The organism is Pseudomonas cistanchae (genome assembly GCF_054483635.1).
The window spans coordinates 190,236-215,509 of the sequence record NZ_JBTLWN010000005.1 but is presented as its reverse complement, the minus strand read 5'-3'; the positions used below and the strand labels follow the sequence as shown (position 1 = coordinate 215,509).

Genomic DNA, 25,274 nt, shown 5'->3' with positions numbered 1-25,274 from the left:
GCTCGACTGCAGCCGAATGGCGAGCCCGACAGACCTTGGCAGTGGGCAGACTTGTATGTTTAATGGGCGCCCTTCACGGGCTGAGGCGGCTTTGAAATGGCTTTGATCGTACAAAAATTCGGCGGCACCTCTGTCGGCACTGTTGAACGCATTCAGCAAGTGGCGGCGAAGGTGAAGAGATTCCGCGAGAACGGCGATGACATCGTGGTGGTGGTGTCCGCGATGAGCGGCGAAACCAATCGCCTGATCGATCTGGCCAAACAGATCAGCGGCGATCAGCCGGTTCCACGCGAGTTGGACGTGATGGTGTCCACGGGCGAGCAGGTGACCATTGCGCTGCTGGCCATGGCGCTGATCAAGCTGGATGTGCCTGCGGTGTCTTACACCGGCAATCAGGTGCGCATCCTCACCGACAGCGCGCACAACAAAGCGCGCATCCTGCAGATTGATGACCAGAAGCTGCGTGCCGATCTCAAGGCCGGTCGTGTGGTGGTGGTCGCCGGTTTCCAGGGCGTCGACGAGCACGGCAACATCACTACCCTTGGGCGTGGCGGTTCCGACACCACGGGCGTAGCTCTTGCGGCGGCGCTGAAGGCCGACGAGTGTCAGATTTACACCGATGTCGATGGGGTTTACACCACCGATCCACGGGTGGTGCCACAGGCTCAACGCCTCGAGAAAATCACCTTCGAAGAAATGCTGGAGATGGCCAGTCTCGGATCCAAGGTGTTGCAGATCCGCTCGGTCGAGTTCGCCGGCAAGTACAACGTCCCGCTGCGCGTGTTGCACAGCTTTCAAGAGGGTCCAGGCACCCTCATTACCCTTGATGAAGAGGAAACCATGGAACAGCCGATCATCTCCGGCATCGCTTTCAACCGCGACGAAGCCAAGCTGACTGTTCGTGGCGTACCGGACATCCCGGGCGTGGCGTTCAAGATCCTCGGTCCGATCAGTGCCGCCAACATCGAAGTGGACATGATTGTGCAGAACGTGGCGCACGATAACACCACCGATTTCACCTTCACCGTGCACCGCAACGATTACAACGCTGCTCAGCAAGTGCTGGAAAACACCGCTCGCGAGCTGGGTGCGCGCGAAGTGATCGGCGACACCAAGATTGCCAAGGTCTCCATCGTGGGCGTCGGCATGCGCTCCCACGCCGGCGTAGCCAGCCGCATGTTCGAAGCGCTGGCCAAGGAAAATATCAATATCCAGATGATTTCGACTTCTGAGATCAAGGTCTCCGTGGTAATCGAGGAGAAATATCTGGAGTTGGCGGTGCGCGCCCTGCACACTGCTTTTGAACTGGATGCTCCGGCCCGACAGGGCGATTGAAGCATTACCCAAAAGGCGCGGTTTAAACTGCGCCTTTTGTCTTTTTTGGTTGGCGTGGGCGGAACTATCATTCTGGCTACACTGGTCAATACTTAGGTGAACGCTGGGCTTCTACATTGGCGCAGCTGCAGCCCTTTTATTTTTTGCAGACTGTGTTTGAACTGAAATCCGTAAGGAGAATGGAATGCTGATTCTGACTCGCCGGGTCGGAGAGACCCTGATGGTGGGTGACGAAGTCACGGTCACCGTGTTGGGCGTTAAAGGTAATCAGGTGCGCATTGGCGTTAACGCGCCGAAGGAGGTTGCCGTGCACCGAGAAGAGATCTACCAACGCATCCAGAAAGAGAAAGACGAAGAACCAAGCCACTAATTTTTATCTAATTTTTGGCTTTGCAAGCGGGGCAAAGATGAGTATCATGCGCCCCGTGTTGCGGAGAGGTGGCCGAGTGGCCGAAGGCGCTCCCCTGCTAAGGGAGTACACCTCAAAAGGGTGTCGGGGGTTCGAATCCCCCCTTCTCCGCCATATTTGCGTTATGAGGTGTGGTGTCAGTGTTAGAGCGATAAGTTATTGAAACTGCTCGGTTTAACGCTTGATTATCGTAACTAGCTCCTTATAATGCGCACGCTCAATGCACTCATAGCTCAGCTGGATAGAGTACTCGGCTACGAACCGAGCGGTCGGAGGTTCGAATCCTCCTGAGTGCACCATATTCGAATGGCTTGCAGCGATGCAGGCCATTTTGTTTCAGCCAGCGGTGATCTGGTTTAAAAGCGCCATTGCACTCATAGCTCAGCTGGATAGAGTACTCGGCTACGAACCGAGCGGTCGGAGGTTCGAATCCTCCTGAGTGCACCAAATTGAAAGGGCCTGCAGCTATGCAGGCCCTTTTTATTTGCCTTTGGAAAAGCGCGATCATGTGCGCTGGTGCCATTGGCTAACGCTTGCCTTTGACGCAGCCGGCTTCGTCGAAGCTGACCTGGCGGCTGTTACCTTTCTGATCGCGATAGTGATAGCGAGTTTGGCCGTTTTGGCTGCTGACTTTATCTGGCTTGCCCAGGCTGCTTTCAACGTCTTCGCGAGTCATTCCGCTGTGTACTTGCTGCCGGACCATCGCGTCCCGACGCTCGCTACCGGTGACGCGATTCCCGCAGCCATCCTGCTTCTCACCCACGACGACAAGCTTGCTGCCGCCGTCTTTCGCTTCGGTTTTACTGCGTGTGACGGCCTTGGCTTTCTTGGCCATTGGCACTGGCTTGCCACTGCCAGGCGTGGCGTTGTGGGCGTCCTGCAGGTATTGCTGTTGTTCGGTCGGGCAACCCTGCAGGGTAAAGGTCACGTGTCCTTTGGCGTCTTCGCAGCGGAATACGGTCGATCCGAACAGGGTGGTCGGGCAAAGCAGAATGGCGCAGGCAAGCGCGCGGTGCAGTCCGTGCATGTCGTGTCCTCCGTGACAGTCCTTCCAGCGTAGCCCAGAAGATTGCTGGCGCCAGTGCCTCGCAAGAACTCCAGCGCGTCGGAGTATCAACTGGTCAAAAGTGCTTAGGTATGTGATGCAAAGTCTTGTCTAAGCAGGGTTTTGACACGCGTAAATTGACAACGCGGTGTTATCATCTGGCCCGTCAGCCTCGCCGAGGCTTGTGGAAAACCACCGTGGACTTACCCAGTAGTAACGTTGAATCCCAATTGTGCAATCACGTATTGATTGATTGACCCTCTAGTGGCTCGCGCCGCCGCTGGGGGTGGAGCGCGCCATGACTGAAGTAGAAGCAAAGAAGCCGCAAGAAAGCCTGCAGGATCGCCTTGCCCAGGTGGTTGAGCTGCTGCATCGGCAAAAAGTGGTCGAAGACCTGACCCATCGTCAGGAAGGTCCACACCACGAGCGCGTGGAGCACCTGGTACATAGGCAGAACCTCGTCGAGCTACAGCGCAAGCTCGATGATCTGCACTCCGCCGACGTCGCCTATATCCTTGAAGCCCTACCGCTGGAAGACCGCCTGACCGTTTGGCAACTGGTCAAGGTCGAGCGCGACGGCGATATCCTCCTTGAAGTGTCCGACTCGGTACGCGAGACGCTGATCGCTGACATGGAGGATCACGAAATCCTCGCCGCGGCCAAGGAAATGGACGCGGATGAACTGGCAGATCTCGCCTCGGAGCTGCCGCGCGACGTCGTGCATGAGCTCATGGAATCCCTGGATGCGCAGCAGCGCGAGCGCGTGCGTTCAGCCTTGTCCTATGAGGAGGATCAGGTCGGCGCGCTGATGGACTTCGAGATGGTCACCATCCGCGAAGATGTCAGCCTGGAAGTGGTTTTGCGCTATCTGCGGCGCCTCAAGGAACTGCCTGGGCATACCGACAAACTCTTCGTGGTCGATTACGACGGCGTGCTCAAGGGTGTGCTGCCGGTCAAGCGGCTGCTGGTCAATGATCCGGAGAAGTTGGTCAGTGAGGTGATGGCGACCGACCCGGTGAGCTTCCATCCCGATGAAGATGGTTACGATGCCGCCCAGGCATTCGAGCGCTATGACCTGATTTCGTCGCCCGTGGTGGACAAGAACGGCAAGCTGATCGGCCGTCTGACCATCGACGAAATGGTCGACCTGATTCGTGAAGAAAGCGAAAGCGAAGTCCTCAACATGGCAGGTCTGCGCGAGGAAGAGGATATTTTTGCCTCGGTGTGGAAGTCCCTGCGTAACCGTTGGGCCTGGTTGGCCATCAACCTGATTACCGCCTTCATGGCTTCGCGGGTGATCGGGCTGTTCGAGGACTCGATAGAAAAGTTGGTGGCGTTGGCGGCGCTCATGCCGATCGTTGCGGGGATTGGTGGCAACTCCGGTAACCAGACCATCACCATGATCGTGCGGGCGATGGCGCTCGATCAGGTCAGTACGGGCAATACGTCCCGATTGATCCGCAAGGAGCTCGGGGTCGGCTTGATCAACGGCATCGTCTGGGGCGGCGTGATCGGTGTGGTGGCTTACCTGCTGTATGACAGCTGGTCGCTGGGTGTTGTGATGACCGCGGCGATGGTGCTCAACCTGCTACTGGCTGCGCTGATGGGCGTGCTCATCCCGATGACGCTGGTGCGCATGGGGCGCGATCCGGCGCTGGGCGCAAGCGTTATGATTACGGCTGTTACCGACAGCGGCGGTTTTTTCATTTTCCTCGGTTTGGCCACGCTATTTCTGCTGTAAGACGCGGCCTCTGCGCGAGGTCGCGTTTAGTTTGCTAAGCGGCGCATATCGTGGTCTGGTGATTTGCCTCAAACGATCGTTTCACGCTAAGGTTCGCCAGCTCTGCCCAGGCTGGCCCTGGGCGCTCCTCGATAGAACAAAAGATCAATAATGATGTGGCCTAAGCCACACCTAAGGGAGCTCCATCATGACCCCCAGTGAACTATTGCTCGAGGGTGTGGAACTCATGCTGTTCGGCATGGGCTTCGTCTTTACCTTCCTTCTTCTCTTGGTGTTGGTGATTCGCGTTATGTCGCGGGTGATCGACTCGTTCGCTTCGAAAACGCCAATTCCTGTTGCGCAGACGCCCAAGCCTGCGGCCGCCGTTGGCGAGCCCAGTGCTGAGGTGCTCGCCGCCATCCAATCCGCCATTCACCAGCACCGCGCTCGCTGCGGTTGAGTCAGGTTCGAAAGGGAGCACCTGTATGACAACTGTAAAAACAGCGCTCGGAATTACCGATGTAGTGCTGCGTGATGCCCATCAGTCGATTCTGGCCACCCGGGTGCGCCTCGAGGATATGTTGCCGATTGCGCCCAAGCTTGATCAGGTGGGTTTCTGGTCGGTCGAGTCCTGGGGCGGCGCGACTTTCGATGCCTGCATCCGCTACCTTGGCGAAGACCCATGGGAACGCATCCGCGAGCTTAAAAAAGCCATGCCCAATACGCGCCAGCAGATGCTGCTGCGCGGCCAGAATCTGCTGGGTTATCGGCATTACGCCGATGATGTCGTGGAGAAGTTCGTCGAGCGCGCCGCAGTCAATGGTGTCGATGTGTTCCGCGTGTTCGATGCGATGAACGACCCGCGCAATCTGCAAACGGCGCTGCGGGCGGTCAAGCAACAGGGCAAACATGCCCAGGGCACGATTTCCTACACGACCAGCCCAGTTCATACCCTCGAAATGTGGGTGGATCTGGCCAAGGAAATCGAGTACATGGGCGCCGATTCGATTGCCATTAAGGACATGGCCGGCATTCTTACCCCCTATACCGCTTTCGAGCTGGTCTCGCGGCTCAAGGCAAGTCTGGCCATTCCGGTTCACATGCAGTGCCATGCCACGGCAGGGCTGTCGTCTGTCGCCATACTCAAGGCGGTGGAGGCCGGTATTGATAACGTCGACACGGCTATTTCTTCTCTATCAATGACTTATGGGCATTCGCCAACCGAATCGGTGGTGGCCATGTTCCAAGGCACCGAGCGCGACACAGGGCTGAATCTTGAATTGCTCGAAGAGATCGCCGCCTACTTCCGTGAAGTACGCAAGAAATACGCGAAATTCGAGGGCAATCTCAAAGGTGTCGACTCGCGCATTCTAGTTGCCCAAGTGCCCGGTGGCATGCTCACCAATATGGAAAGCCAGCTGAAGGAACAGGGCGCTCAGGACAAGTTCGATCAGGTGCTGGCGGAAATTCCACGGGTACGCGAAGACCTCGGCTTTATCCCGCTGGTGACGCCGACTTCGCAGATTGTTGGCACCCAGGCGGTGATCAACGTGCTGACCGGGGAACGTTACAAATCCATCACCAAGGAGACCGCCGGCATCCTCAAGGGCGAGTACGGTGCTGCGCCTGCGCCATTCAACGCACAGCTGCAGGCCCGCGTGCTGGCTGGAGCCGAGCCAGTAACCTGTCGTCCGGCCGATTTGCTGGACGCGGAAATGGACAAGCTGACCGCGGAACTCAAGGGCATCGCCAAGGAGAAGGGCATCCAACTGGCGAAAGATGAAATAGACGATGTGCTGACCTACGCGTTGTTTCCGCAGATCGGTCTGAAGTTTCTGGAAAACCGCGGCAATTCGGGGGCGTTCGAGCCTGTCCCAACCGGAAAGGAGCGAACCATTGCCGACCCCGGCACCCCTGAGGTTTATACCATAGAGGTGAGCGGCAAAACCTTTGTGGTGCAGGTCAACGAGGGTGGCGATATCACCGGTATGAAACCCGTCGGCGCTGGCTCGGCTGCTTCTTCGGCGGCTGGCGTGACGGCTGGTGCTGGCGAGGCGCAGAACGCGCCGTTGGCCGGTAACATCTTCAAGGTCATGGTGCAGGCCGGGCAGCTCGTCGAGGAGGGTCAGCTGGTGATCATTCTTGAGGCCATGAAGATGGAAACGGAAATTCGTGCGTTCAAGGCAGGCACCGTCGGTGCGGTCAACGTCAAGGTGGGCGATGCGGTGGCGGTGGGCGACAGCTTGCTGGTCATCGGCTAAGGGGCGCGCTATGGAAAAGCTCCTCAAACTCTGGCAGAGCACGGGCCTCTACCACATCGAGCCCGGCCAGATTTTCATGATCGCGATCTGCATGTTGCTGATCTACCTGGCGGTCAAGAAAGGCTTCGAGCCGCTGTTGCTGATCCCCATCGGGTTCGGCGGCTTGCTCTCCAACATTCCCGTGGCGAACATGGCTGAAGGCGCAGGCTTTCTGCACATGATTTATCAGGTTGGCTTGCCGACCAGCGTGTTCCCACTGTTGATCTTCCTGGGCGTCGGCGCCATGACCGATTTCGGCCCGATGCTGGCCAACCCGAAGACGCTGCTGCTGGGTGCCGCCGCGCAGTTCGGCATCTTCGGCACGCTATTGGGGGCGTTGGCCCTCACCTCACTCGGTATTCCAGGCTTGGAGTTCACGATGAAGGAGGCAGCCTCGATCGCCATTATTGGCGGCGCGGACGGCCCGACCTCCATTTTCGTGACCACCAAACTGGCGCCGCATCTGCTGGGGCCTATCGCTGTGGCCGCTTATGCCTACATGGCGCTGGTGCCGCTGATTCAGCCACCGATCATGCGTGCGCTGACGACCAAGGAAGAGCGCGCCATCGTCATGCAGCAACTGCGTCCGGTCGGGCAGGTCGAGAAGATCATTTTTCCGATTGCACTCTGCCTGCTGGTTGGCATGTTTCTACCAGACGCCGCGCCGCTGGTGGGCATGTTCGCCTTCGGCAACCTGCTGCGTGAAAGTGGAGTAGTCGAGCGCCTGGCCGATACCTCGCGCAACGCGCTGATCAACATCGTTACCATTTTCCTGGGGCTGACCGTAGGCTCGAAATTGTCTGCCGATTCCTTCCTGCAGTTGAAGACCCTGGGTATTCTGGTGTTGGGCATGTTGGCGTTCTGCGCGGGCACCGCAGCCGGGGTGTTGATGGCCAAGCTGATGAATGTCTTCAGCAGCAACAAGGTGAACCCGCTGATCGGCTCGGCCGGGGTATCGGCAGTGCCGATGGCCGCGCGCGTTTCCAACAAGGTAGGGCTGGAAGCCAACCCGCAGAACTTCCTGCTGATGCATGCCATGGGACCCAACGTCGCTGGCGTAATCGGCTCAGCGGTGGCGGCGGGGGTATTGCTCAATTTTGTCGGCTAACCGCAGCCGTAAATAAAAAACCGCCTAACGAGGCGGTTTTTTACGAACAAAAAAACCGGCCAAGAGCCGGTTTTCATGCTTGCGTCGTTTTAAGCTTCTTCGGCAGCCATCTCGGCGTCGTGAGCAATAAGTGCCACGAGGGCATTTTGCTGGCGACGAGACAGTTGGCGAAAACGCTGAAGCAGCTCGCGCTCATGCAGGGACAGATCAGGGCTGTCCAGGCGCATGTTCAGGTCATCACCAAGGCTGCCTTCTTGGAGCATGCTCTGCTCAAGACGGGCGATGATTTCCGAGTTCATGCTGCGATGATGATTACGTGCGACATCAGCAATACGCTCACGCATACCATCAGGTAGGCGAACGACGAACTTGTCAGCCGTACGGCTGGAGTAGAGAGCTTGTTTCATAGGGCGCACACAATAAACCGGTTAGTTCAGGAAGGCGATACTGGCAATGAGCTACTTGAAGGACACCGTTTTGACCAACATTAGCACTGGCCGTTCCGTCAGAATCGCAATTCGTTTCAATGCGGGTTTTGCCCACAAAGAACATTTCTTTGACGCCAAATACATGTCGATATTGCATCGAGTGCAGGCTTTCTGCCAGCACCGATTGTCAGAAATGCGAGTCATTCCCCACAAAGGTGCATTTTAGAGCCGCTGCCTCAAAAATAAAGGCATTTGTCACCGAAGCGTCACGCCATCTTCACTGGGCTGACATGGCCAGTACCTACCTTGAGTTGGTCTACACCAGAAAGCCGCAGCGCTGTGGTGTAACCGCAACTACAGGAGGTACTTTCCATGGGTGCAGTTATCCAGGTGGAGCGGCTGAACAAGACGTTCGGCCAGAAGCAGGCGCTGTTCGATCTGGCCTTGTCGGTCGAGTCGGGCGAAATGGTCGCGCTGATCGGCGCATCAGGTTCGGGTAAATCCACCTTGCTGCGTCATGTGGCCGGTCTGGCCCGTTGCGACCGTCGAGAAGGCGGCTGCGTTCGCGTACTCAGCCAGGAAATGCAAACCAGCGGCCAGCTCAACCGTGACGTGCGGCGGCTGCGTGCCGACATCGGCTACATCTTCCAGCAGTTCAATTTGGTCGGACGCCTCAGCGTACTGCAAAACGTCCTGCTCGGGTCCCTGGGGCGCATGCCGCGCTTACGCGGGACGCTGGGCCTGTTCAACAACGACGAAAAACAACGTGCCCTGCAGGCGCTGGCGCGTGTCGGCTTGGCCGACCTGGCGCAGCAACGCGCCTCGACCTTGTCGGGTGGCCAGCAGCAGCGCGTGGCGATCGCGCGAGCGCTGACCCAGCGGGCCAAGGTCATCCTGGCCGATGAGCCGATCGCGTCGCTCGATCCCGAATCGGCGCGCAAGGTCATGCAGATACTCGCCGATATCAACCGCGAAGACGGCACCACGGTGGTCGTCACCCTTCATCAAGTCGATTACGCCATGCGCTATTGCCAACGCGTCGTGGCGCTCAAGGCGGGGCGGATTCACTTCGATGGTCCAGCCGCCGATCTGCACCCGCGCTTTCTCGACGACCTGTATGGCGCCGAGCTGGAAGCGGACGCATTGCCAGCCGGCAAACGCAGCCGGCCGCGCATCGCCAAGGCGCCGTTAAGTCTGGCCAAGGCCTGAACGCGATCGCCCACCCTCGAATAGCCCAATAGCCAACCCGCATAGGAGTGCATTGCATGTTCAAACGCATCAGTCAGCTTGTTGCTGCATCGGCATTACTGGCCGGTACCGTTCTCGGTACTGCCCATGCCGACGAGCAGGAAATCAACTTCGGCATCATCTCCACCGAGTCGTCGCAGAACCTGCGCACCATGTGGGACCCCTTCCTGGCTGATATGAGCGAGCGGACTGGCTTGAAGATCAATGCCTTCTTCGCCCCTGATTACGCCGGGATCATCCAGGGCATGCGTTTCGACAAGGTCGATATCGCCTGGTACGGCAACAAGTCGGCCATGGAAGCGGTGGACCGTGCAGGCGGCGAAGTCTTTGCCCAGACGGTCGCGGCCAACGGCTCGCAGGGTTATTACAGCCACATCGTGGCGCACAAGGACAGCCAGATCGATTCGATCGACAGCATGCTGAAAAACGCCAAGAGCCTGACCTTTGCCAATGGCGACCCGAACTCGACCTCAGGCTATCTGGTGCCCGGCTATTACGTGTTCGCCAAGAACAACGTCGACGCCAACGCGATCTTCAAGCGTTCGTTGAATGGCAGCCATGAAGTCAATGCGCTGTCGGTGGCCAACAAGCAGGTCGATGTCGGCACCTTCAACAGCGAGAGCATGGAGCGCTTGCAGGTCACCGCACCGGACAAGGCGGCGCAGCTGAAAGTGATCTGGACCTCGCCGCTGATCCCCTCCGACCCGATGGTCTGGCGCAAGAACCTCGACAACGCCACCAAGCAGAAGCTGCGCTCCTTTTTCATGAGCTACGGCGACCAGCCGGGCGAAATGGATGTGCTGAATAACCTGCAGTGGACCAAGTTCAAAGCCTCCAGCGACGACCAGCTGCTGCCGATTCGCCAGCTCGAGTTGTTCAAGAAACGCTCGGAAGTCGCCGCCAACAGTTCGCTTTCCGACAACGACAAGCAGGCGCAGCTCAAGGCAATCGATGCCGAACTGGCCGATCTGGAACAGCGCATGGCGAAGCTGCAACAGCAAACGCCGACCAGTGCCGGCTAAGCCGTTATGACGACCTTAGCGACTACCGCCACTTCGGCAGCCACCGGCAAGCGCTCCTGGACCCAGCTGATCGGCTGGGGCCTGGTACTGGCCGTGCTGGCCTGGTCCTGGCAGGGCGCCGAGATGAATCCGCTCGGGCTGATCCGCGACTCGGGGAACATGGCGACCTTTGCCGCCGATTTCTTTCCACCGGACTTCAGCAACTGGAAGCTCTACCTGAAAGAGATGATCGTGACCGTGCAGATCGCCCTGTGGGGCACGGTGCTGGCGATCATCTGCGCGGTTCCGCTGGGCATTCTCTGCTCCGAGAACATCGCGCCCTGGTGGGTGTATCAGCCGATCCGACGGGTGATGGATGCCTGTCGTTCGATCAACGAAATGGTCTTCGCCATGCTGTTCGTGGTGGCCGTTGGGCTGGGGCCGTTCGCCGGCGTACTGGCGCTGTTCATCGGTACCACCGGAGTGCTCGCCAAGCTGTTTGCCGAAGCGGTGGAAGCCATCGATCCAGGGCCCGTCGAGGGCGTGCGCGCCACCGGTGCCAGCGCCCTGCAGGAAGTGATCTACGGGGTCATTCCGCAGGTGCTGCCGCTGTGGATTTCCTACGCGCTGTACCGCTTCGAATCCAACGTGCGCTCGGCGACGGTGGTCGGCATGGTCGGCGCGGGCGGTATCGGAGTGATTCTTTGGGAAGCGATTCGGGGTTTCCAGTTCGCCCAGACCGGCGCGCTGTTGATCGTGATCATTCTGGTGGTGAGCCTGCTCGACATTCTGTCGCAGCGCTTGCGTAAGCAATTTATCTGAACGAGGGGGCGCCTGCGTGCCTTTTTTCCGGCATGAACTTGTCTAGACAAGATGGCGCGCGTTGCCGCGACAGCCTCAGCCAGCAGCCGCTCTACCTGGAGTTGGCCGGCGTGCTGCGCAAGGAGCTGGAGCAGTTTGCCGCTGGCGATTACCTGCCTGGCGAAGTGCAGCTGGCGGCGCGCTATGCGGTCAACCGTCATACGCTGCGCCGCGCCGTGGACGAGCTGGTGCTGGAAGGGCGCCTGTTGCGACAGCAGGGCAAGGGCACGCAGGTATTGGCCAAGCCGCTGGTTTATCCCATGCAGGCCGGCAGCGCCTACAGCGATTCGTTGTCGGCACTCGGGCACCAGGTTGATGCGCAGTTGCTTGAGCGCAGCCGCCATGCCGCCAGCCGTGAGGAAAGCCGCTACCTGGAACTCGCTCCCGATGCGGAGGTGCTCGAGCTGTGCACCTTACGCTTGATCGAGGAGCAGCCACTCAGCCTGATCCGCCACCGCTTCTGCGCCAGCCGTGCCGCCTTGCTCGCGGACTACCAAGGCGGATCGCTACGTCGCTATCTGGCCGAGCGCGACGTACCGCTGACCCGCACCTTCAGCTTGATCGGCGCGCGCTTGCCCAGCCGCGAAGAAGCGGCGCGTCTGCTGATGCCCAAACACGCACCCTTGCTCACGGTGCTCACCCTTTCCCGCGATCTGGCCGGTCGGCCGGTAGAGCTGTCGCTGTCGACCAGCCGTGCCGACCGTTTCCAGTACCAGATCGCGCCTTGATGGAGGATGTCGTCATGCACCACCGCGCCATGAATTGCAGCACCCAGGGCAGCCCCCTCAGCAGTGATCCGCAACTCGCTTCGCGCCAGCGCTGGATGGGCGTACTGGCCCGCGCCGGCGAGCAGCTGCGGGCATTCGAGCCGCAGTTGAAGGACGCCGACTACCGTCTGATCCGCGCCCCTGAGGTCGGCATGACCCTGGTGCGCGGACGCATGGGCGGCACCGGCGCGGCCTTCAACCTGGGCGAGATGAGCGTCACCCGCTGCGTGGTGCGCCTGGCCGATGGTCGCACCGGTTACAGCTACGTGGCCGGTCGCGACAAACAACACGCCGAGCTGGCCGCGCTGGCCGATGCGCACCTGCAGGGCGCGCAACAGCAGCACTGGCTTAACCGCCTGATCGGCCCACTGGCCGATGCCCAACGCGAGCGCCGCGCCGCCGCTGCCGCAGAAACCGCAACCACCCAGGTTGAATTCTTCACCCTGGTCAGAGGAGAAGACTGATGGATGCTGCAAACAGCTCGCAATGGCTGCAACCGGCCTTCAACGACCCGGTGCTGGATGCACAGACCAGCTTTCGTGCCGCCCTCAAGGCGTTGGCTGAACCGGGCCTGGTGCGCACGCTGGACCGCGCCCTGGCACTGGATGCCATGCACCCGGCGACCTACGCCCTGTGCCTGGCCTTTCTCGATGGTGATACCCCGCTGTGGCTGGCACCGCGCTTCGACACGCCGGCGATCCGCGCCAACCTGTCGTTCCACTGCGGCTGCCCGATCGTCATCGAGCGCGAGCAGGCGCTGTTCGCCCTGCTGGATGCGGCGCAGCTGAGCGACCTGTCCGGCTTCGACAACGGCAGCGAACGCTACCCGGATCAGTCCTGCACGCTGCTGATTCAGCTTGACGCACTCGACGGTGGCCCGTTGCTGCACTGGCGCGGTCCGGGCATTGAAACCGTGCGCGACGTCGACCTGCCGCTGACGGCCGAATTCTGGCGCGAGCGCAGTGCGCGCAGCGCGTTTCCCCGTGGTCTGGATGCATTCTTCGCAGCTGGCGAACAGGTGCTCGGCCTGCCGCGCAGCACCCGGGTGCTGGACGATACCCAAAATGCAGAGGAGGCCGCCTGATGTACGTAGCCGTCAAAGGTGGCGAGCGCGCCATCGACAATGCCCATGTGCTGCTCGCAAAAAAGCGCCGTGGCGATACCGCCATCCCGGAGCTGAGCGTCGAGCAGGTGCGCCAGCAGATGCCGCTGGCCGTAGCGCGGGTGATGAGCGAAGGCTCGCTCTACGACACGCAGCTTGCCGCGCTGGCCATCAAGCAGGCCGCGGGCGATCTGATGGAAGCGATCTTACTGTTGCGTGCCTACCGCACCACGTTGCCGCGCTTCGCCGCCAGTGTGCCGCTGGACACCAGCCAGATGCAGTTGAGCCGGCGCATCTCGGCCACCTTCAAGGACCTGCCGGGCGGCCAGTTGCTCGGGCCGACCTTCGATTACACCCACCGCCTGCTCGACTTCGCCCTGCTAGCCGACGGCGAATACCCGGGGCCGACGACAGTGGCCGACGCGCCGCCGAGCGAGTGCCCGCGGGTGCTGGATTTGCTCGCCGATGAAGGCCTGATGGCCCGTGAGCAGGACCAGGGTGCGGCCGTGCCGGACATCACCCGCGAGCCGCTGGACTTCCCGGCCAAACGCGCCGAGCGCTTGCAGGCCCTGGCCCGCGGTGACGAGGGATTTCTCCTCGCACTGGGGTATTCCACCCAGCGTGGATACGGTCGTAACCACCCATTCGCCGGAGAGATTCGCATCGGCGAGGTCGAGGTGTGGCTGGAGCCCGAAGAGCTGGGTTTTGCCGTGCCGCTTGGCGATATCGAAGTCACCGAATGCGAAATGGTCAACCAGTTCGTCGGCGGCAAAGGCGTCGACCCGCAGTTCACCCGTGGCTATGGCCTGGCCTTCGGCTATGCCGAGCGCAAGGCCATGGGCATGGCCCTGGTTGATCGCGCCCTGCGCGCCGCTGAGTACGCCGAAGAAGTGCAGGGCCCGGCGCAGCAGGAAGAGTTCGTGCTGATGCACTGCGACAACGTCGAGGCGGGCGGCTTCGTCTCGCACCTGAAGCTGCCGCATTACGTCGACTTCCAATCCGAGCTGGAGCTGATCCGCAAGCTGCGCAAGCAGGAGCCTGAGCAGCACGCCGCTAAGGAGCAACGCGCATGAATGCCAATGAAATCTACACGCGTAGCGAGCCTGCTGCAGTCATGGGCGGCCGGAGCGCTGGCGTTGTACATGAGGATGCCGAGCACCGCCCGCCCGCGAGTCCTGCGGGCGCAGCAGCCGGCGAGGCGGGGTACAACTTTGCCTATCTGGACGAACAGACCAAACGCATGATCCGCCGTGGCCTGCTCAAGGCCGTGGCGATTCCCGGTTATCAGGTGCCGTTCGGTGGCCGCGAAATGCCGCTGCCGTATGGCTGGGGTACCGGCGGCATGCAGCTGACCGCGGCGATCCTCGGCAGCGACGATGTGCTCAAGGTGATCGACCAGGGTGCGGACGACACCACCAACGCGGTGTCGATCCGCCGTTTCTTCGCCCGCACGGCCGGGGTCAAGACCACCACCCGCACCCCCGAAGCGACGGTGATACAGACCCGCCACCGCATCCCGGAAACGCCACTGACCAACAATCAGATCATGGTCTATCAGGTGCCGATTCCGGAGCCGCTGCGCTTTATCGAGCCCGCGGAAACCGAAACCCGCACCATGCACGCGCTGGAGGATTACGGCGTGATGCACGTCAAGCTGTACGAGGACATCGCCACCTTCGGCCATATCGCCACCAGCTACGCCTACCCGGTGACGGTGGACGCACGCTACGTGATGGACCCGTCGCCCATCCCCAAATTCGACAACCCCAAGCTGAACATGAGCCCGGCGCTGATGCTGTTCGGCGCCGGCCGCGAAAAGCGCCTGTACGCGGTACCGCCGTTCACCCGGGTGGTGAGCCTGGATTTCGCCGACCACCCGTTCGAAGTGCAGCGCTGGGAGCACAACTGCGCGTTCTGTGGCAGCCACGACTCCTACCTCGACGAGCTGATCGTCGACGACGCCGGTAGCAAGCGCTTCGTCTGCTCCGACACCGACTACTGCATGCAGCGCCGCGACGTGGGCCAATCGGAGACCGTGCAATGAATGCCGCCGAACAACTGCAGGTGCGCAGCGAGCCGGCCCAGCCGCTGTTTTCCGTGCGTGACCTGACCCGTCTGTACGGCCCGGAAAAAGGCTGCCAGGGCGTGTCGTTCGACCTTTATCCGGGTGAGGTGCTGGGCATCGTCGGCGAGTCCGGCTCGGGCAAGTCGACCCTGCTCAGCCTGTTGTCCGGGCGCTGCCCGCCCGATCGCGGCACGGTTGCCTACCGTGGCCAGGACGGCAACTGGGCCGATCTGTACAGCGCCAGCGAAGCCCAGCGGCGCACCCTGTTGCGTACCGAGTGGGGCTTTGTCGAGCAGAACCCGCGTGACGGTCTGCGCATGGGCGTGTCGGCCGGCGCGAATATCGGCGAGCGGCTGATGGCCCAGGGCGTGCGTCATTACGGCGAGTTGCGCGCCGCCGGCATCGACTGGCTCAAACAGGTAGAGATCGACCCGCTGCGGATCGACGACTTGCCGCGCACCTTTTCCGGCGGCATGCAGCAACGCCTGCAGATCGCCCGCAACCTGGTCTCCAGCCCGCGCCTGGTGTTCATGGATGAACCCACCGGCGGCCTCGATGTGTCGGTGCAGGCGCGCCTGCTCGACCTGCTGCGTGGCCTGGTGCGCGAGCTGGACCTGGCGGTGGTGATCGTTACCCACGACTTGGCGGTGGCGCGCCTGCTCGCCGACCGGCTGATGGTGATGCGCCGCTCCCACGTGGTCGAGGCCGGCCTGACCGATCAGATTCTCGATGACCCGCAGCATCCCTATTCGCAGTTGCTGGTGTCGTCGGTACTGCAACCCTGACGCTGGGTAGGGTGGATGACGCTCTTTTCATCCACCAACGATGCCGCCATCGGTGGATGGATAAAGCGCCATCCACCCTATGAAAGGACTCTCGCGCCGGATCACATCCGTTCGCACGAAGCTCGAGGTTTATATGAATACGCTTATCGAGGTCTCCGGCCTCAGCAAGACCTTCACCCTGCATCAGCAGCACGGCGTGGTGCTTAACGTACTGCGCGAGCTGAGTTTCATCGTGCGCGCGGGCGAGTGCCTAGTGCTGCATGGCCAGTCCGGGGCCGGTAAGTCGACACTGCTGCGCACCCTACACGGCAATTACCTGGCCGCTGGCGGCAGCATTCGCGTGTGGCACAACGGCGAATGGGTCGAGCTGGTCGGCGCCGAGCCGCGGCAGGTGTTGGAGGTGCGCCGGCAAACCCTGGGCTACGTCAGCCAGTTCTTGCGGGTGATTCCGCGGGTGGCGACTCTGGATGTGGTGATGGAACCGGCCTTGGCCCGGGGTTGGAGCAAGGCCGACGCCGAAGCGCGGGCCAAGCGCCTGCTGACCCGTCTGAATATCCCGGCCGCGCTGTGGCAACTGGCGCCGGGCACCTTCTCCGGCGGTGAGCAGCAGCGGGTGAATATCGCCCGCGGCTTCATGGTTCCCTGGCCGCTGATGCTGCTGGACGAACCGACGGCCTCGCTCGACGACAGCAACCGCCAGGTCGTGCTGGAACTGATCAATGAAGCCAAGGCCGCGGGTGCCGCCTTGATCGGCATCTTCCACGACCGCGCGGCCCGCGAAGCGATTGCCGACCGTTACCTCGACATGACGCCCGAGGCGTCAGCCAAGCAGGAATACATCTATGCCAGCTGAACAGATTCTGACCAACGCCCGCGTGGTCACCGCGGAACGTGAATTTATCGGCACCCTGGTGCTGCGCGATGGCGTGTTCAGCGACGTGGAGGAGGGCCACAGCCGCGTGCCGCAGGCGGTCGACATGGGTGGCGATTACCTGATGCCGGGCCTGATCGAGCTGCACACCGATAACCTGGAAAAGCACATGAGCCCACGGCCTGGGGTGGATTGGCCGTCGGCGTCGGCGGTGCTGACCCACGACGCGCAGATCGTCGCAGCTGGCATCACCACGGTGTTCGATGCCCTCGCCATCGGCGACGTCAACCCGCGCGGCAAGCGCATGCAACAGTTGCCGGCGATGCTCGATGCCATCGCCTCGGCCGAAGCGGCAGGCCACACCCGTGCCGAGCATCGCCTGCACCTGCGCTGCGAACTGTGCCACCCGGACACCCTCAGCGTGTTCCGCGACCTGGTCGAACACCCGCTGGTGCAACTGGTGTCGGTGATGGACCACTCGCCGGGCCAGCGCCAGTTCGCCAACGAAGCGAAGTACCGCGAGTACTACATGGGCAAGTACCACCTCAGTCCTGCCGAGATGGAGGCGTTCATCACTGAGCAGGTGGCGAATTCGCAGGCGTTCAGCGACCGTCATCGTCGCGCGATTGTCGAGGACTGTCACAGCCGCGGGTTGGCCCTGGCCAGCCACGACGACGCGACCCTGGCCCACGTGCAGGAATCGGCGGGTTTCGGTATGTCGATCGCCGAATTTCCGACCACCCTGGAAGCCGCCAAGGCCAGCCACGCAGCAGGCCTGAAAGTGCTGATGGGGGCGCCGAACATCGTCCGCGGCGGTTCCCACTCGGGCAATATCGCTGCCGCGGAACTGGCCCGCCACGGCGTGCTGGATATCCTCTCCAGCGACTATTATCCAGCCAGCCTGTTGCAGGCCGCGCTACTGCTTGCCGGGCAGGACAACGGCTATGATCTGCCTCGGGCAATTGCGACGGTCAGCCAGGTGCCTGCGCAGGCAGCCGGGCTGAATGACCGCGGCGAGATCCGGGTCGGCTTGCGGGCCGATCTGCTGCAGGCGCGGGTTCACGAAGGCCAGGCGGTCATCCGGCAGGTCTGGCGACAAGCAAAAAGGGTGTTCTGATGGGCGGCAGGTTGATCTATCTGATGGGGCCTTCTGGCTCGGGCAAGGACAGCCTGCTGAATGCAGCGCGCGCGCGCCTGGCCGAACGTGGTTGCCTGATCGCCCGCCGGGTCATCACTCGCTCGGCCGAGGCGGTGGGCGAGGACGCCATCGGCGTGTCGACTGCCGAGTTCGACCAGCAGGAAGCCGCTGGCGCCTTTGCCCTGAGCTGGCGCGCCAACGGCCTGGCCTATGGCATCCCATCGCAGATCGATGACTGGCTGGCGGCGGGGCAGGATGTGCTGGTCAACGGCTCGCGCGGGCATCTGGCCCAGGCCCGGCAGCGTTATCCCGAGCTGCTGGCGATTCTGCTGCAGGTGGATGAAGCAGCCCTGCGCCAGCGCTTGCAGGCGCGCGGCCGGGAAAGCGCCGAGCAGATCGAGGCCCGCCTGGCGCGCAGCCGCGAACTGCAACCGCTCCCTCTACCCTCTGGGGACGACTGCAGGGATGCAGGAGGTAGGGCGACGCAGGATGCTCAAGCCGAGAGGGCTGGGGTGAGGGGAGAGGTCGACTCGCAATACCTGCTAAATAACTCCGGCCCACTCGACCAGACTGTCACCCAGCTGCTGCAACTGCTTAGCGATACGCGCGCATGCGCCTGACCCTGCTCGGCACCGGCGATGCGCGCCAGGTGCCGGTGTATAACTGCGACTGCCCGGCCTGCGCCAGCGCGCGGGGGAGTCCAGTGCGGCGCCGTGGGCCGTGTTGTGCGCTGATTGAATGCGGCGCGCAGCGCTGGCTGATCGACTCGGGCCTGACCGATCTGTGCGAGCGTTTCCCACCCCATCGCCTGAGCGGCATTCTGCAAACCCATTACCATGCCGACCATGCTCAGGGTCTATTGCACCTGCGCTGGGGCCAGGGCCTGGTGATACCGGTGCACGGGCCGGACGATCCGGAAGGCTTTGCCGACCTCTACAAGCATCCTGGCATTCTCGATTTTTCCCGACCGTTCCAGCCATTCGAGCGCCGTGAACTGGGCGAGCTGATCGTCACCGCCTTGCCGCTGAATCACTCGAGGCCGACCGTTGGATACCTGTTCGAAGGGCAGGGACTTGAGGGGAAAGTGCGGCGTATCGCCTACCTCACCGATACCCTCGGCGTGCCGGACGCCAGTGCCGAGGTGCTGCGACAACAGCCGCTGGATGTGCTGGTGCTGGACTGCTCCACCGCACCGCAACCCATTGCCCCGCGCAACCACAACGACCTGACCCGTGCGCTGGAGGTGGTCGAGCATCTGCAGCCAAGGGAAACCGTGCTGACCCATATCGGCCACAGCTTCGACGCCTGGCTGCTGGAGCATCCTGATGCGTTGCCAGCGGGGGTTAGCCTGGCCTTTGATGGGCGAGTGGTATGAGTTCGCCACATATCTGTGGGAGGTGCCGGGCGGCGCTGCGCTTTAGCCGCGATTTGCAGTTCGTAGGGTGGGTTAGCCGCGTACTGCGCTTGCCGGGCGCCATGCGACTTGGATTACGCGACGCTGCGTTACCGCAGTTGGATTACCGAGCGGTGTTCGGCGTCGCTAACCCACCCTATGAGGACACGCAGCGCTGCCCGGCCGCTTCTACATGCACCGGAGCAACCCGATGAATGCCCGCCGGCTGACGCTGCTGCTGTGCAGCGCGGAAACCCTGGGCATGGCCGGCTTTGCCTTGTTCGCCGCCTTGCTGCCGGACTTTCAGGCGCTGTGGGGGCTGAGTAATACCCAGGCGGGCTGGATCGGTGGCGGTTTCTTTCTCGGTTATATGGTCGCGGTGCCGATCCTTACCGGGCTGACCGACAAATACGACGCGCGGCTGATTTACCTGGCAGCGATGCTGCTGACCGCGGTGGCCAATGCCGGCTTCGTCTTCGCCGATGGCTTCTGGTCCGCCCTGGCGTGGCGGGTGCTGGCCGGCGTTGGCCTGGCCGGCACCTACATGCCGGGCCTCAAGGCATTGTCCGAGCGCATCGAGGGGCCGGCGCAGTCGCGGGCGATTGCCTTCTACACCGCCAGTTTTGGGCTGGGTACTGCGCTGTCGTTCATTCTCGCCGGCGAGCTGGCCAAGTTCGCCGGCTGGCAGTTGCCGACCCTGCTCAGCGGCGGATGCGCGCTGCTGGCCTGGGCGCTGGTGTATTGGGGCCTCGAATGTAAACCGGTGGAACAGCATGCGCCGCGCCGGATGCTCGAACTGGCGCCGCTGAAAAGCCGCCCGGTGCTCGCCTATTGCCTGACCTACGCGGTGCACAACCTTGAACTGTTCGCGCTGCGCGCCTGGCTGGTGGCATTCCTAGTGTTCTCCGGGCAGTTTCAGGGGCAGTCGCCCTGGCTGTCCGGCACCTGGGTGGCGATGCTGGCGACCCTGATCGGCATGCCAGCGAGCATCCTCGGCAACGAGTTCGCCCTGCGCTTCGGCCGGCAGCGCTGGCTGGTGGCGGTGATGCTCAGTTCAACCGTACTGGCTGCGCTGATCGGCCTGAGTGCGGCGTTGCCGTTCTGGCTGATGCTGCTGTTGGTGCTGCTCTACAGCGTCACCGTTACCGCCGACTCGGCGGCAATGACCGCCGGCTTGATCGCCGTCGCCCCTGCCAGCCATCGCGGCGCCGCCATGGCGCTGTATTCCTGCACCGGCTTTACCGGCGCCTTCCTCGGCCCGTTGCTGTTCGGCATCACCCTGGATGCGCTGGGTGACAAGACCCTGCTTGGCTGGTGGGCGGCATTCGCCCTGATGGGCCTGCTCCTGCTACTCGGTCCGCTGGCATTGTGGTGGGCGAATGCCAACCGGGTAGGGTGCGCTGTGCGCACCGAGGATAAGGACAACTTGGTGCGCAAGGCGCACCCTACAAGCCAGCGATCGCCATAGAGCAGGCTCTTCGCGGGTTTAATCCAACGGCAATTCGGTGGTGCGTTTTACCTCGCTCATGGCGATGTGCGAATGCGCTTCGTGCACATGGGGGCGTTGCAGCAGATGGTCGCGCAGAAAGCGCTCGTAGCTGGCGATGTCCTTGGCCACCACCTTCAGCAGGTAATCCGAGCCGCCAGCCATGGTGTAGCACTCCAGCACCTCGGGATAACCGACCACCGCCTGTTCAAACTCTTCCAGGTTGCTGCGGCCATGGGCCGAGAGCTTGATATCGACAAATACGGTAATGCTGAAGCCCAGCAGTTTCGGGTTGAGCAGGGCGACCTTGCGCTCGATCAGGCCTTCCTCCTGCATCCGATGAATCCGTCGCCAGCAGGGCGACTGCGACAGCTCGACCTTCTCAGCGATCTCGGCGGCAGAAAGGTCGGCATCGTGCTGCAGCAGGCGAAGAATTCTGCGATCAATGGGGCTGAGCTTGTCTTGCATGATCTTTTCCGGATTTTTGTAGTTATGGGTTGGTTCATGTGCAGTATTGGCTTTTCGCCTGAAAAATAGAAAGAAAAAAGCGCCACCGGTCGGTCATATTCTAGTCAGTCGTTTTGCCTGGTGATCCTGGGCAGGACAGAACACGGGAGGCATTAACCGGTGCCTCTCCCGCTCACCAAAACAATAAAAGGAGCGCAGACATGTCTCTGGCCGAAATCCGCCTGGATGACAAGTACCGCCTTGCCACTGGTCACCTGTACCTCACCGGCACCCAGGCGTTGACGCGTCTGCCGATGCTGCAGAAGCAACGCGACGCGGCCCATGGCCTGAATACCGCGTGCTTTATCTCCGGCTACCGTGGCTCGCCGCTGGGTAACCTCGACAAGAGCCTGTGGGACGCCAAGCAGTACCTCAAGGACAATCACATCCACTTCCAGCCCGGCGTCAACGAAGAGTTGGCTGCCACCTCGGTGTGGGGCAGTCAGCAGACCAGCCTGTTTCCCGGCGCGCGCTACGACGGCGTATTCGCCATGTGGTACGGCAAGGGCCCCGGTGTGGACCGCTGCGGTGACGTGTTCAAGCACGGCAACTCGGCCGGTGTCTCCGAGCATGGCGGCGTGCTGCTGCTGGCCGGTGACGACCATGGCTGCAAATCCTCGAGCATCGCCAACCAGAGCGAGCATGCATTTATCGCGGCTTCGATTCCGGTGCTCAACCCGGCCAACGTCCAGGAAATTCTCGACTACGGCATCATCGGCTGGGAGCTGTCGCGCTACAGCGGTTGCTGGGTAGCGCTGAAGACCATCGCCGAAAACGTCGACTCTTCGGCCGTGGTGGACGTCGACCCGCTGCGCATGCAGGTGAAGATTCCCGAGGATTTCGAACTCCCGGAAGACGGCGTCTACATCCGCTGGCCGGACCCACCCCTGGTTCAGGAGAAACGCCTCAACATCTACAAGATTTACGCTGCCCGTGCCTTCGCCCGCGCCAACAACCTCAATCAGGTGATGCTCGATTCGCCGAATCCGCGCCTGGGTATCGTCACCACCGGCAAGTCCTATCTGGACGTACGCCAGGCTCTGGAAGACCTCGGCCTGGACGAAGAACTCTGCGCGCGGGTCGGCCTGCGGGTACTTAAAGTCGGCATGAGCTGGCCGCTGGAGCCGGTGTCGGTGCACGAGTTTGCCGAAGGTCTGGACGAGATTCTGGTGGTCGAGGAGAAGCGCAGCATCATCGAGGACCAGCTCACCGGTCAGCTGTACAACTGGCCCGTCGGCAAGCGTCCGGTGGTGGTCGGTGAGTTCGACGAGCAGGGCGCTTCGCTGCTGCCGAACCTGTCCGAGCTGACCCCGGCGATGATTGCCCGCGCCATCGCCAAGCGCCTTGCGCCGATTTACACAAGTGCCACCATCGAAGAGCGCCTGGCCTTTCTTGCCGCCAAGGAAAAAGCCCTGGCGGCGCCCAAGCACACCACCGCGCGTACGCCGCACTTTTGTTCCGGTTGCCCGCACAACACCTCGACCAAACTGCCGGAAGGCAGCCGCGCCCAGGGCGGCATCGGCTGCCATTACATGACCCAGTGGATGGACCGCAACACCGATACCTTCACCCAGATGGGCGGCGAGGGCGCGACCTGGATCGGCCAGGCGCCGTTTACCGACACCCCGCACATCTTCCAGAATCTGGGCGACGGCACCTACTTCCACTCCGGCCAGCTGGCCCTGCGCGCAGCGGTCGCGGCCGGGGTGAACATCACCTACAAGATTCTCTACAACGATGCCGTGGCCATGACCGGCGGCCAGCCGATCGACGGCGAGCTGCGTGTTGATCAGCTCAGCCAGCAGGTCTTCGCAGAAGGCGTGAAGCGCATCGCGCTGGTGACCGACGAGCCGGACAAGTACCCGGCCCGCAACACCTTTGCGCCCATCGTGACCTTCCATCATCGCCGTGACTTGGACGCCGTGCAGCGCGAACTGCGCGAATTCAAGGGCACCTCGGTGATCATCTATGACCAGACCTGCGCCACCGAGAAACGCCGTCGGCGCAAGCGCGGCAAGCTGGTCGACCCGCAGAAACGCGCGTTCATCAACCCGGCCGTGTGCGAGGGTTGCGGCGATTGCAGCGTGAAATCCAACTGCCTGTCGGTGCTGCCGCTGGAAACCGAACTGGGGCGCAAGCGCGAGATTGACCAAAACTCCTGCAACAAGGATTTCAGTTGCGTCGATGGTTTCTGCCCCAGCTTCGTTACCGTGCACGGCGGCGGTCTGCGTCAGCCCGAGGCGGTCGGTGCCAATGCGCTGTTCATTGCGTTGCCGGAACCGCAACAGCCATCGCTGGCGCGGCCGTGGAATATCCTTTTGCCAGGCGTCGGCGGCAGTGGCGTGACCACCGTTGGCGCGCTGTTGGGGATGGCGGCGCACATCGAAGGTAAGGGCTGCAGCGTGCTCGACCAGGCCGGTCTGGCACAGAAGTTCGGCCCGGTGATCACCCATATCCGCGTCGCCGCCAAGCAGGACGATATCTTTGCCGTGCGCATCGCCGCCGGTGAAACCGACCTGCTGCTGGGCTGCGACCTGGTGGTGTCGGCCAGCGAAGAGGCCCTGGCAAAACTGAATGACACCATCGCCCACGCGGTGATCAACAGTCATGAAGCGGCCACCGCCGAATTCACCCGCAACCCCGATGCCGAGGTGCCGGGTGCGGCCATGCGCGAGGCGCTGATCGAGGCGGTGGGTGCCGACAAGACCCACTTCGTCGACGCCACGCGCCTGGCGACTCGGGTGCTGGGCGACAGCATCGCGACCAACCTGTTCATGCTCGGCTTCGCCTATCAGAAGGGGCTGGTGCCGGTGTCGGCCGAAGCCATCGACAAAGCCATCGCGCTCAACGGCGTTGCCGTGCAACTGAACCAGCAGGCGTTTCTCTGGGGGCGTCGCGCCGCCCATGACCTGGCCGCAGTGGAAAAACTGGCCAAGCCAGCGATTGCCGAAGCGCCGCGCAGCGCGACCCTGGATGAGTTGATCAGTGACCGTGTGGCCCGTCTGACGGCCTATCAGAACGCCGCCTACGCGCAGCGCTATCTGGAGCTGGTGCAGCGCGTGCGTGCTGCGGATCGCCAGCCCGATCAGGCGCTGAGCCAGGCGGTGGCGCGTTACTACTTCAAGCTGCTGGCCTACAAGGACGAATACGAGGTGGCGCGCTTGTACAGCGACGGCACCTTTATCAAGCAACTGGAAGCGCAGTTCCAGGGCGACTACCGCCTGGAGTTCCACCTGGCGCCGTCCTGGCTGACCCAGCGGGACCCGAACACCGGTGCGCCGCGCAAACGCCAGTTCGGCCCCTGGATGCTCAAGGCGTTCGGCGTGCTGGCGCGCTTGAAGTTTTTGCGCGGTTCGCTGCTCGACCCGTTCGGCCACAGCGCCGATCGCCAGTTGGAGCGCGAGCTCATCGAAGACTACGAGCAGAGCGTCGATTACCTGCTCAAGGAACTCAACCCCGGCAACTACCCCACGGCGGTGGCGCTGGCCGAGCTCCCCGAGCAGATCCGCGGCTATGGCCACATCAAGGAAGCCAACGTGGCCAAGGCGCGCGAACAGAGCCAGCAGCTCAAGGCACGCATGCTGGTCAGCGAAATCCAGACGGTGCGGCTGTTCGAACCGGCCGCGTAACCCAGGTAATTCACGCACAGGCGCTGGCCGGCCGACGATGAGGAATCGTCAGCCGGCGGGGCGCCTACTCGAATCC

At 62.0% G+C, this 25,274-nt stretch carries 24 protein-coding genes and 3 tRNA genes; 24 read left to right on the top strand and 3 right to left on the bottom strand.

Translation table 11 applies throughout. The features are described 5' to 3' along the window. Positions 1-96: 96 nt before the first annotated feature. From ACX0MV_RS15415 to ACX0MV_RS15395, 5 genes are all read left to right on the top strand, one after another. Positions 97-1,335 carry an aspartate kinase gene (locus tag ACX0MV_RS15415; protein WP_458983394.1) on the top strand — a complete coding sequence of 413 codons (1,239 nt, stop codon included), beginning with the start codon at positions 97-99 and terminating at the stop codon, positions 1,333-1,335. 184 nt (positions 1,336-1,519) lie between these two features. Further along, positions 1,520-1,705, top strand: coding sequence for a carbon storage regulator CsrA (gene csrA / locus ACX0MV_RS15410; protein ID WP_010490393.1), 186 nt, complete (start codon positions 1,520-1,522; stop codon positions 1,703-1,705). Between the two features lie 62 nt (positions 1,706-1,767). Then, positions 1,768-1,858, top strand: a tRNA-Ser gene (locus ACX0MV_RS15405). A 108-nt stretch (positions 1,859-1,966) separates the two neighbouring features. Further along, positions 1,967-2,043 (top strand) — tRNA-Arg (locus tag ACX0MV_RS15400). A 71-nt stretch (positions 2,044-2,114) separates the two neighbouring features. Beyond that, positions 2,115-2,191: transfer RNA gene (locus ACX0MV_RS15395), tRNA-Arg, on the top strand. Between the two features lie 79 nt (positions 2,192-2,270). On the opposite strand, the gene ACX0MV_RS15390 is transcribed toward ACX0MV_RS15395, so the two are convergent. Beyond that, positions 2,271-2,771, bottom strand: coding sequence for a DUF4124 domain-containing protein (locus ACX0MV_RS15390; protein WP_458983393.1), 501 nt, complete (start codon positions 2,769-2,771; stop codon positions 2,271-2,273). Positions 2,772-3,087: 316 nt separating this feature from the next. On the opposite strand from ACX0MV_RS15390, the gene mgtE reads away from it, so the two are divergent. From mgtE to ACX0MV_RS15370, 4 genes are all read left to right on the top strand, one after another. Continuing rightward, the gene (gene mgtE, locus ACX0MV_RS15385; RefSeq protein ID WP_458983392.1) at positions 3,088-4,530 is read left to right on the top strand and encodes a magnesium transporter; all 1,443 of its coding nucleotides are present in this window, start codon (positions 3,088-3,090) and stop codon (positions 4,528-4,530) included. Positions 4,531-4,717: 187 nt separating this feature from the next. Then, positions 4,718-4,969: an OadG family protein gene (locus ACX0MV_RS15380; protein ID WP_458983391.1), complete on the top strand. Its 252-nt coding sequence runs from the start codon at positions 4,718-4,720 to the stop codon at positions 4,967-4,969. Positions 4,970-4,994: 25 nt separating this feature from the next. Next, positions 4,995-6,770 carry a sodium-extruding oxaloacetate decarboxylase subunit alpha gene (oadA, locus tag ACX0MV_RS15375; RefSeq protein WP_458983390.1) on the top strand — a complete coding sequence of 592 codons (1,776 nt, stop codon included), beginning with the start codon at positions 4,995-4,997 and terminating at the stop codon, positions 6,768-6,770. A gap of 10 nt (positions 6,771-6,780) precedes the next feature. Next, positions 6,781-7,917, top strand: a complete 1,137-nt coding sequence (locus ACX0MV_RS15370) for a sodium ion-translocating decarboxylase subunit beta (protein ID WP_458983389.1) — start codon at positions 6,781-6,783, stop codon at positions 7,915-7,917. Positions 7,918-8,006: 89 nt separating this feature from the next. Here the strand turns inward: ACX0MV_RS15370 and ACX0MV_RS15365 are convergent, their stop codons facing one another. Continuing rightward, positions 8,007-8,333 carry an Arc family DNA-binding protein gene (locus tag ACX0MV_RS15365; protein WP_458983388.1) on the bottom strand — a complete coding sequence of 109 codons (327 nt, stop codon included), beginning with the start codon at positions 8,331-8,333 and terminating at the stop codon, positions 8,007-8,009. Positions 8,334-8,717: 384 nt separating this feature from the next. On the opposite strand from ACX0MV_RS15365, the gene phnC reads away from it, so the two are divergent. From phnC to ACX0MV_RS15295, 14 genes are all read left to right on the top strand, one after another. Further along, the gene (gene phnC, locus ACX0MV_RS15360; RefSeq protein WP_458983387.1) at positions 8,718-9,554 is read left to right on the top strand and encodes a phosphonate ABC transporter ATP-binding protein; all 837 of its coding nucleotides are present in this window, start codon (positions 8,718-8,720) and stop codon (positions 9,552-9,554) included. Between the two features lie 56 nt (positions 9,555-9,610). After that, positions 9,611-10,615 carry a phosphonate ABC transporter substrate-binding protein gene (phnD, locus tag ACX0MV_RS15355; RefSeq protein ID WP_458983386.1) on the top strand — a complete coding sequence of 335 codons (1,005 nt, stop codon included), beginning with the start codon at positions 9,611-9,613 and terminating at the stop codon, positions 10,613-10,615. Between the two features lie 6 nt (positions 10,616-10,621). Then, positions 10,622-11,416, top strand: coding sequence for a phosphonate ABC transporter, permease protein PhnE (gene phnE, locus ACX0MV_RS15350; RefSeq protein WP_458983385.1), 795 nt, complete (start codon positions 10,622-10,624; stop codon positions 11,414-11,416). A gap of 32 nt (positions 11,417-11,448) precedes the next feature. After that, entirely contained in the window at positions 11,449-12,183 is a 735-nt protein-coding gene (phnF, locus tag ACX0MV_RS15345) for a phosphonate metabolism transcriptional regulator PhnF (RefSeq protein WP_458983384.1), read from the top strand. Positions 12,184-12,212: 29 nt separating this feature from the next. Beyond that, positions 12,213-12,686 carry a phosphonate C-P lyase system protein PhnG gene (gene phnG, locus ACX0MV_RS15340; RefSeq protein WP_458983569.1) on the top strand — a complete coding sequence of 158 codons (474 nt, stop codon included), beginning with the start codon at positions 12,213-12,215 and terminating at the stop codon, positions 12,684-12,686. Beyond that, the gene (phnH, locus tag ACX0MV_RS15335; RefSeq protein ID WP_458983383.1) at positions 12,686-13,306 is read left to right on the top strand and encodes a phosphonate C-P lyase system protein PhnH; all 621 of its coding nucleotides are present in this window, start codon (positions 12,686-12,688) and stop codon (positions 13,304-13,306) included. The genes phnG and phnH overlap by 1 nt, the downstream gene beginning before the upstream one ends. Next, entirely contained in the window at positions 13,306-14,397 is a 1,092-nt protein-coding gene (locus tag ACX0MV_RS15330) for a carbon-phosphorus lyase complex subunit (protein ID WP_458983382.1), read from the top strand. Before phnH ends, ACX0MV_RS15330 begins: the two co-directional genes overlap by 1 nt. 41 nt (positions 14,398-14,438) lie before the next feature. Beyond that, positions 14,439-15,368, top strand: coding sequence for an alpha-D-ribose 1-methylphosphonate 5-phosphate C-P-lyase PhnJ (locus ACX0MV_RS15325; RefSeq protein WP_458983568.1), 930 nt, complete (start codon positions 14,439-14,441; stop codon positions 15,366-15,368). Then, the gene (gene phnK / locus ACX0MV_RS15320) at positions 15,365-16,174 is read left to right on the top strand and encodes a phosphonate C-P lyase system protein PhnK (protein WP_458983381.1); all 810 of its coding nucleotides are present in this window, start codon (positions 15,365-15,367) and stop codon (positions 16,172-16,174) included. Before ACX0MV_RS15325 ends, phnK begins: the two co-directional genes overlap by 4 nt. Before the next feature lie 133 nt (positions 16,175-16,307). After that, entirely contained in the window at positions 16,308-17,027 is a 720-nt protein-coding gene (phnL, locus tag ACX0MV_RS15315) for a phosphonate C-P lyase system protein PhnL (RefSeq protein WP_458983380.1), read from the top strand. Beyond that, positions 17,017-18,162: an alpha-D-ribose 1-methylphosphonate 5-triphosphate diphosphatase gene (locus tag ACX0MV_RS15310; RefSeq protein ID WP_458983379.1), complete on the top strand. Its 1,146-nt coding sequence runs from the start codon at positions 17,017-17,019 to the stop codon at positions 18,160-18,162. The genes phnL and ACX0MV_RS15310 overlap by 11 nt, the downstream gene beginning before the upstream one ends. Next, positions 18,162-18,803 (top strand): phosphonate metabolism protein/1,5-bisphosphokinase (PRPP-forming) PhnN, encoded by a 642-nt coding sequence (phnN, locus tag ACX0MV_RS15305; RefSeq protein ID WP_458983378.1) that lies wholly within the window; start codon positions 18,162-18,164, stop codon positions 18,801-18,803. The genes ACX0MV_RS15310 and phnN overlap by 1 nt, the downstream gene beginning before the upstream one ends. After that, positions 18,794-19,558 carry a phosphonate metabolism protein PhnP gene (phnP, locus tag ACX0MV_RS15300; RefSeq protein ID WP_458983377.1) on the top strand — a complete coding sequence of 255 codons (765 nt, stop codon included), beginning with the start codon at positions 18,794-18,796 and terminating at the stop codon, positions 19,556-19,558. Before phnN ends, phnP begins: the two co-directional genes overlap by 10 nt. Before the next feature lie 229 nt (positions 19,559-19,787). Beyond that, positions 19,788-21,044: an MFS transporter gene (locus tag ACX0MV_RS15295; protein WP_458983376.1), complete on the top strand. Its 1,257-nt coding sequence runs from the start codon at positions 19,788-19,790 to the stop codon at positions 21,042-21,044. A gap of 18 nt (positions 21,045-21,062) precedes the next feature. Here ACX0MV_RS15295 and ACX0MV_RS15290 read toward each other — a convergent pair whose 3' ends face one another. Continuing rightward, positions 21,063-21,530: an Lrp/AsnC family transcriptional regulator gene (locus ACX0MV_RS15290; RefSeq protein ID WP_458983375.1), complete on the bottom strand. Its 468-nt coding sequence runs from the start codon at positions 21,528-21,530 to the stop codon at positions 21,063-21,065. Between the two features lie 200 nt (positions 21,531-21,730). On the opposite strand from ACX0MV_RS15290, the gene ACX0MV_RS15285 reads away from it, so the two are divergent. Next, positions 21,731-25,198 (top strand): indolepyruvate ferredoxin oxidoreductase family protein, encoded by a 3,468-nt coding sequence (locus ACX0MV_RS15285; protein WP_458983374.1) that lies wholly within the window; start codon positions 21,731-21,733, stop codon positions 25,196-25,198. The last annotated feature ends 76 nt before the right edge of the window (positions 25,199-25,274 follow it).

What these genes read in the sequence shown, in the direction of transcription:
- phnC (WP_458983387.1), top strand. Translation starts at nt 8,718, where the DNA reads ATGGGTGCAGTTATCCAGGTGGAGCGGCTGAACAAGACGTTCGGCCAG.
- phnG (WP_458983569.1), top strand. Translation starts at nt 12,213, where the DNA reads ATGAATTGCAGCACCCAGGGCAGCCCCCTCAGCAGTGATCCGCAACTC.
- phnK (WP_458983381.1), top strand. Translation starts at nt 15,365, where the DNA reads ATGAATGCCGCCGAACAACTGCAGGTGCGCAGCGAGCCGGCCCAGCCG.
- ACX0MV_RS15290 (WP_458983375.1), bottom strand. Translation starts at nt 21,530, where the DNA reads ATGCAAGACAAGCTCAGCCCCATTGATCGCAGAATTCTTCGCCTGCTG.
- phnL (WP_458983380.1), top strand. Translation starts at nt 16,308, where the DNA reads ATGAATACGCTTATCGAGGTCTCCGGCCTCAGCAAGACCTTCACCCTG.
- oadA (WP_458983390.1), top strand. Translation starts at nt 4,995, where the DNA reads ATGACAACTGTAAAAACAGCGCTCGGAATTACCGATGTAGTGCTGCGT.
- ACX0MV_RS15370 (WP_458983389.1), top strand. Translation starts at nt 6,781, where the DNA reads ATGGAAAAGCTCCTCAAACTCTGGCAGAGCACGGGCCTCTACCACATC.
- phnF (WP_458983384.1), top strand. Translation starts at nt 11,449, where the DNA reads ATGAACTTGTCTAGACAAGATGGCGCGCGTTGCCGCGACAGCCTCAGC.
- ACX0MV_RS15415 (WP_458983394.1), top strand. Translation starts at nt 97, where the DNA reads ATGGCTTTGATCGTACAAAAATTCGGCGGCACCTCTGTCGGCACTGTT.
- csrA (WP_010490393.1), top strand. Translation starts at nt 1,520, where the DNA reads ATGCTGATTCTGACTCGCCGGGTCGGAGAGACCCTGATGGTGGGTGAC.
- phnD (WP_458983386.1), top strand. Translation starts at nt 9,611, where the DNA reads ATGTTCAAACGCATCAGTCAGCTTGTTGCTGCATCGGCATTACTGGCC.
- phnP (WP_458983377.1), top strand. Translation starts at nt 18,794, where the DNA reads ATGCGCCTGACCCTGCTCGGCACCGGCGATGCGCGCCAGGTGCCGGTG.
- phnN (WP_458983378.1), top strand. Translation starts at nt 18,162, where the DNA reads ATGGGCGGCAGGTTGATCTATCTGATGGGGCCTTCTGGCTCGGGCAAG.
- phnE (WP_458983385.1), top strand. Translation starts at nt 10,622, where the DNA reads ATGACGACCTTAGCGACTACCGCCACTTCGGCAGCCACCGGCAAGCGC.
- ACX0MV_RS15380 (WP_458983391.1), top strand. Translation starts at nt 4,718, where the DNA reads ATGACCCCCAGTGAACTATTGCTCGAGGGTGTGGAACTCATGCTGTTC.
- mgtE (WP_458983392.1), top strand. Translation starts at nt 3,088, where the DNA reads ATGACTGAAGTAGAAGCAAAGAAGCCGCAAGAAAGCCTGCAGGATCGC.
- ACX0MV_RS15325 (WP_458983568.1), top strand. Translation starts at nt 14,439, where the DNA reads ATGGGCGGCCGGAGCGCTGGCGTTGTACATGAGGATGCCGAGCACCGC.
- ACX0MV_RS15390 (WP_458983393.1), bottom strand. Translation starts at nt 2,771, where the DNA reads ATGCACGGACTGCACCGCGCGCTTGCCTGCGCCATTCTGCTTTGCCCG.
- ACX0MV_RS15310 (WP_458983379.1), top strand. Translation starts at nt 17,017, where the DNA reads ATGCCAGCTGAACAGATTCTGACCAACGCCCGCGTGGTCACCGCGGAA.
- phnH (WP_458983383.1), top strand. Translation starts at nt 12,686, where the DNA reads ATGGATGCTGCAAACAGCTCGCAATGGCTGCAACCGGCCTTCAACGAC.
- ACX0MV_RS15285 (WP_458983374.1), top strand. Translation starts at nt 21,731, where the DNA reads ATGTCTCTGGCCGAAATCCGCCTGGATGACAAGTACCGCCTTGCCACT.
- ACX0MV_RS15330 (WP_458983382.1), top strand. Translation starts at nt 13,306, where the DNA reads ATGTACGTAGCCGTCAAAGGTGGCGAGCGCGCCATCGACAATGCCCAT.
- ACX0MV_RS15295 (WP_458983376.1), top strand. Translation starts at nt 19,788, where the DNA reads ATGAATGCCCGCCGGCTGACGCTGCTGCTGTGCAGCGCGGAAACCCTG.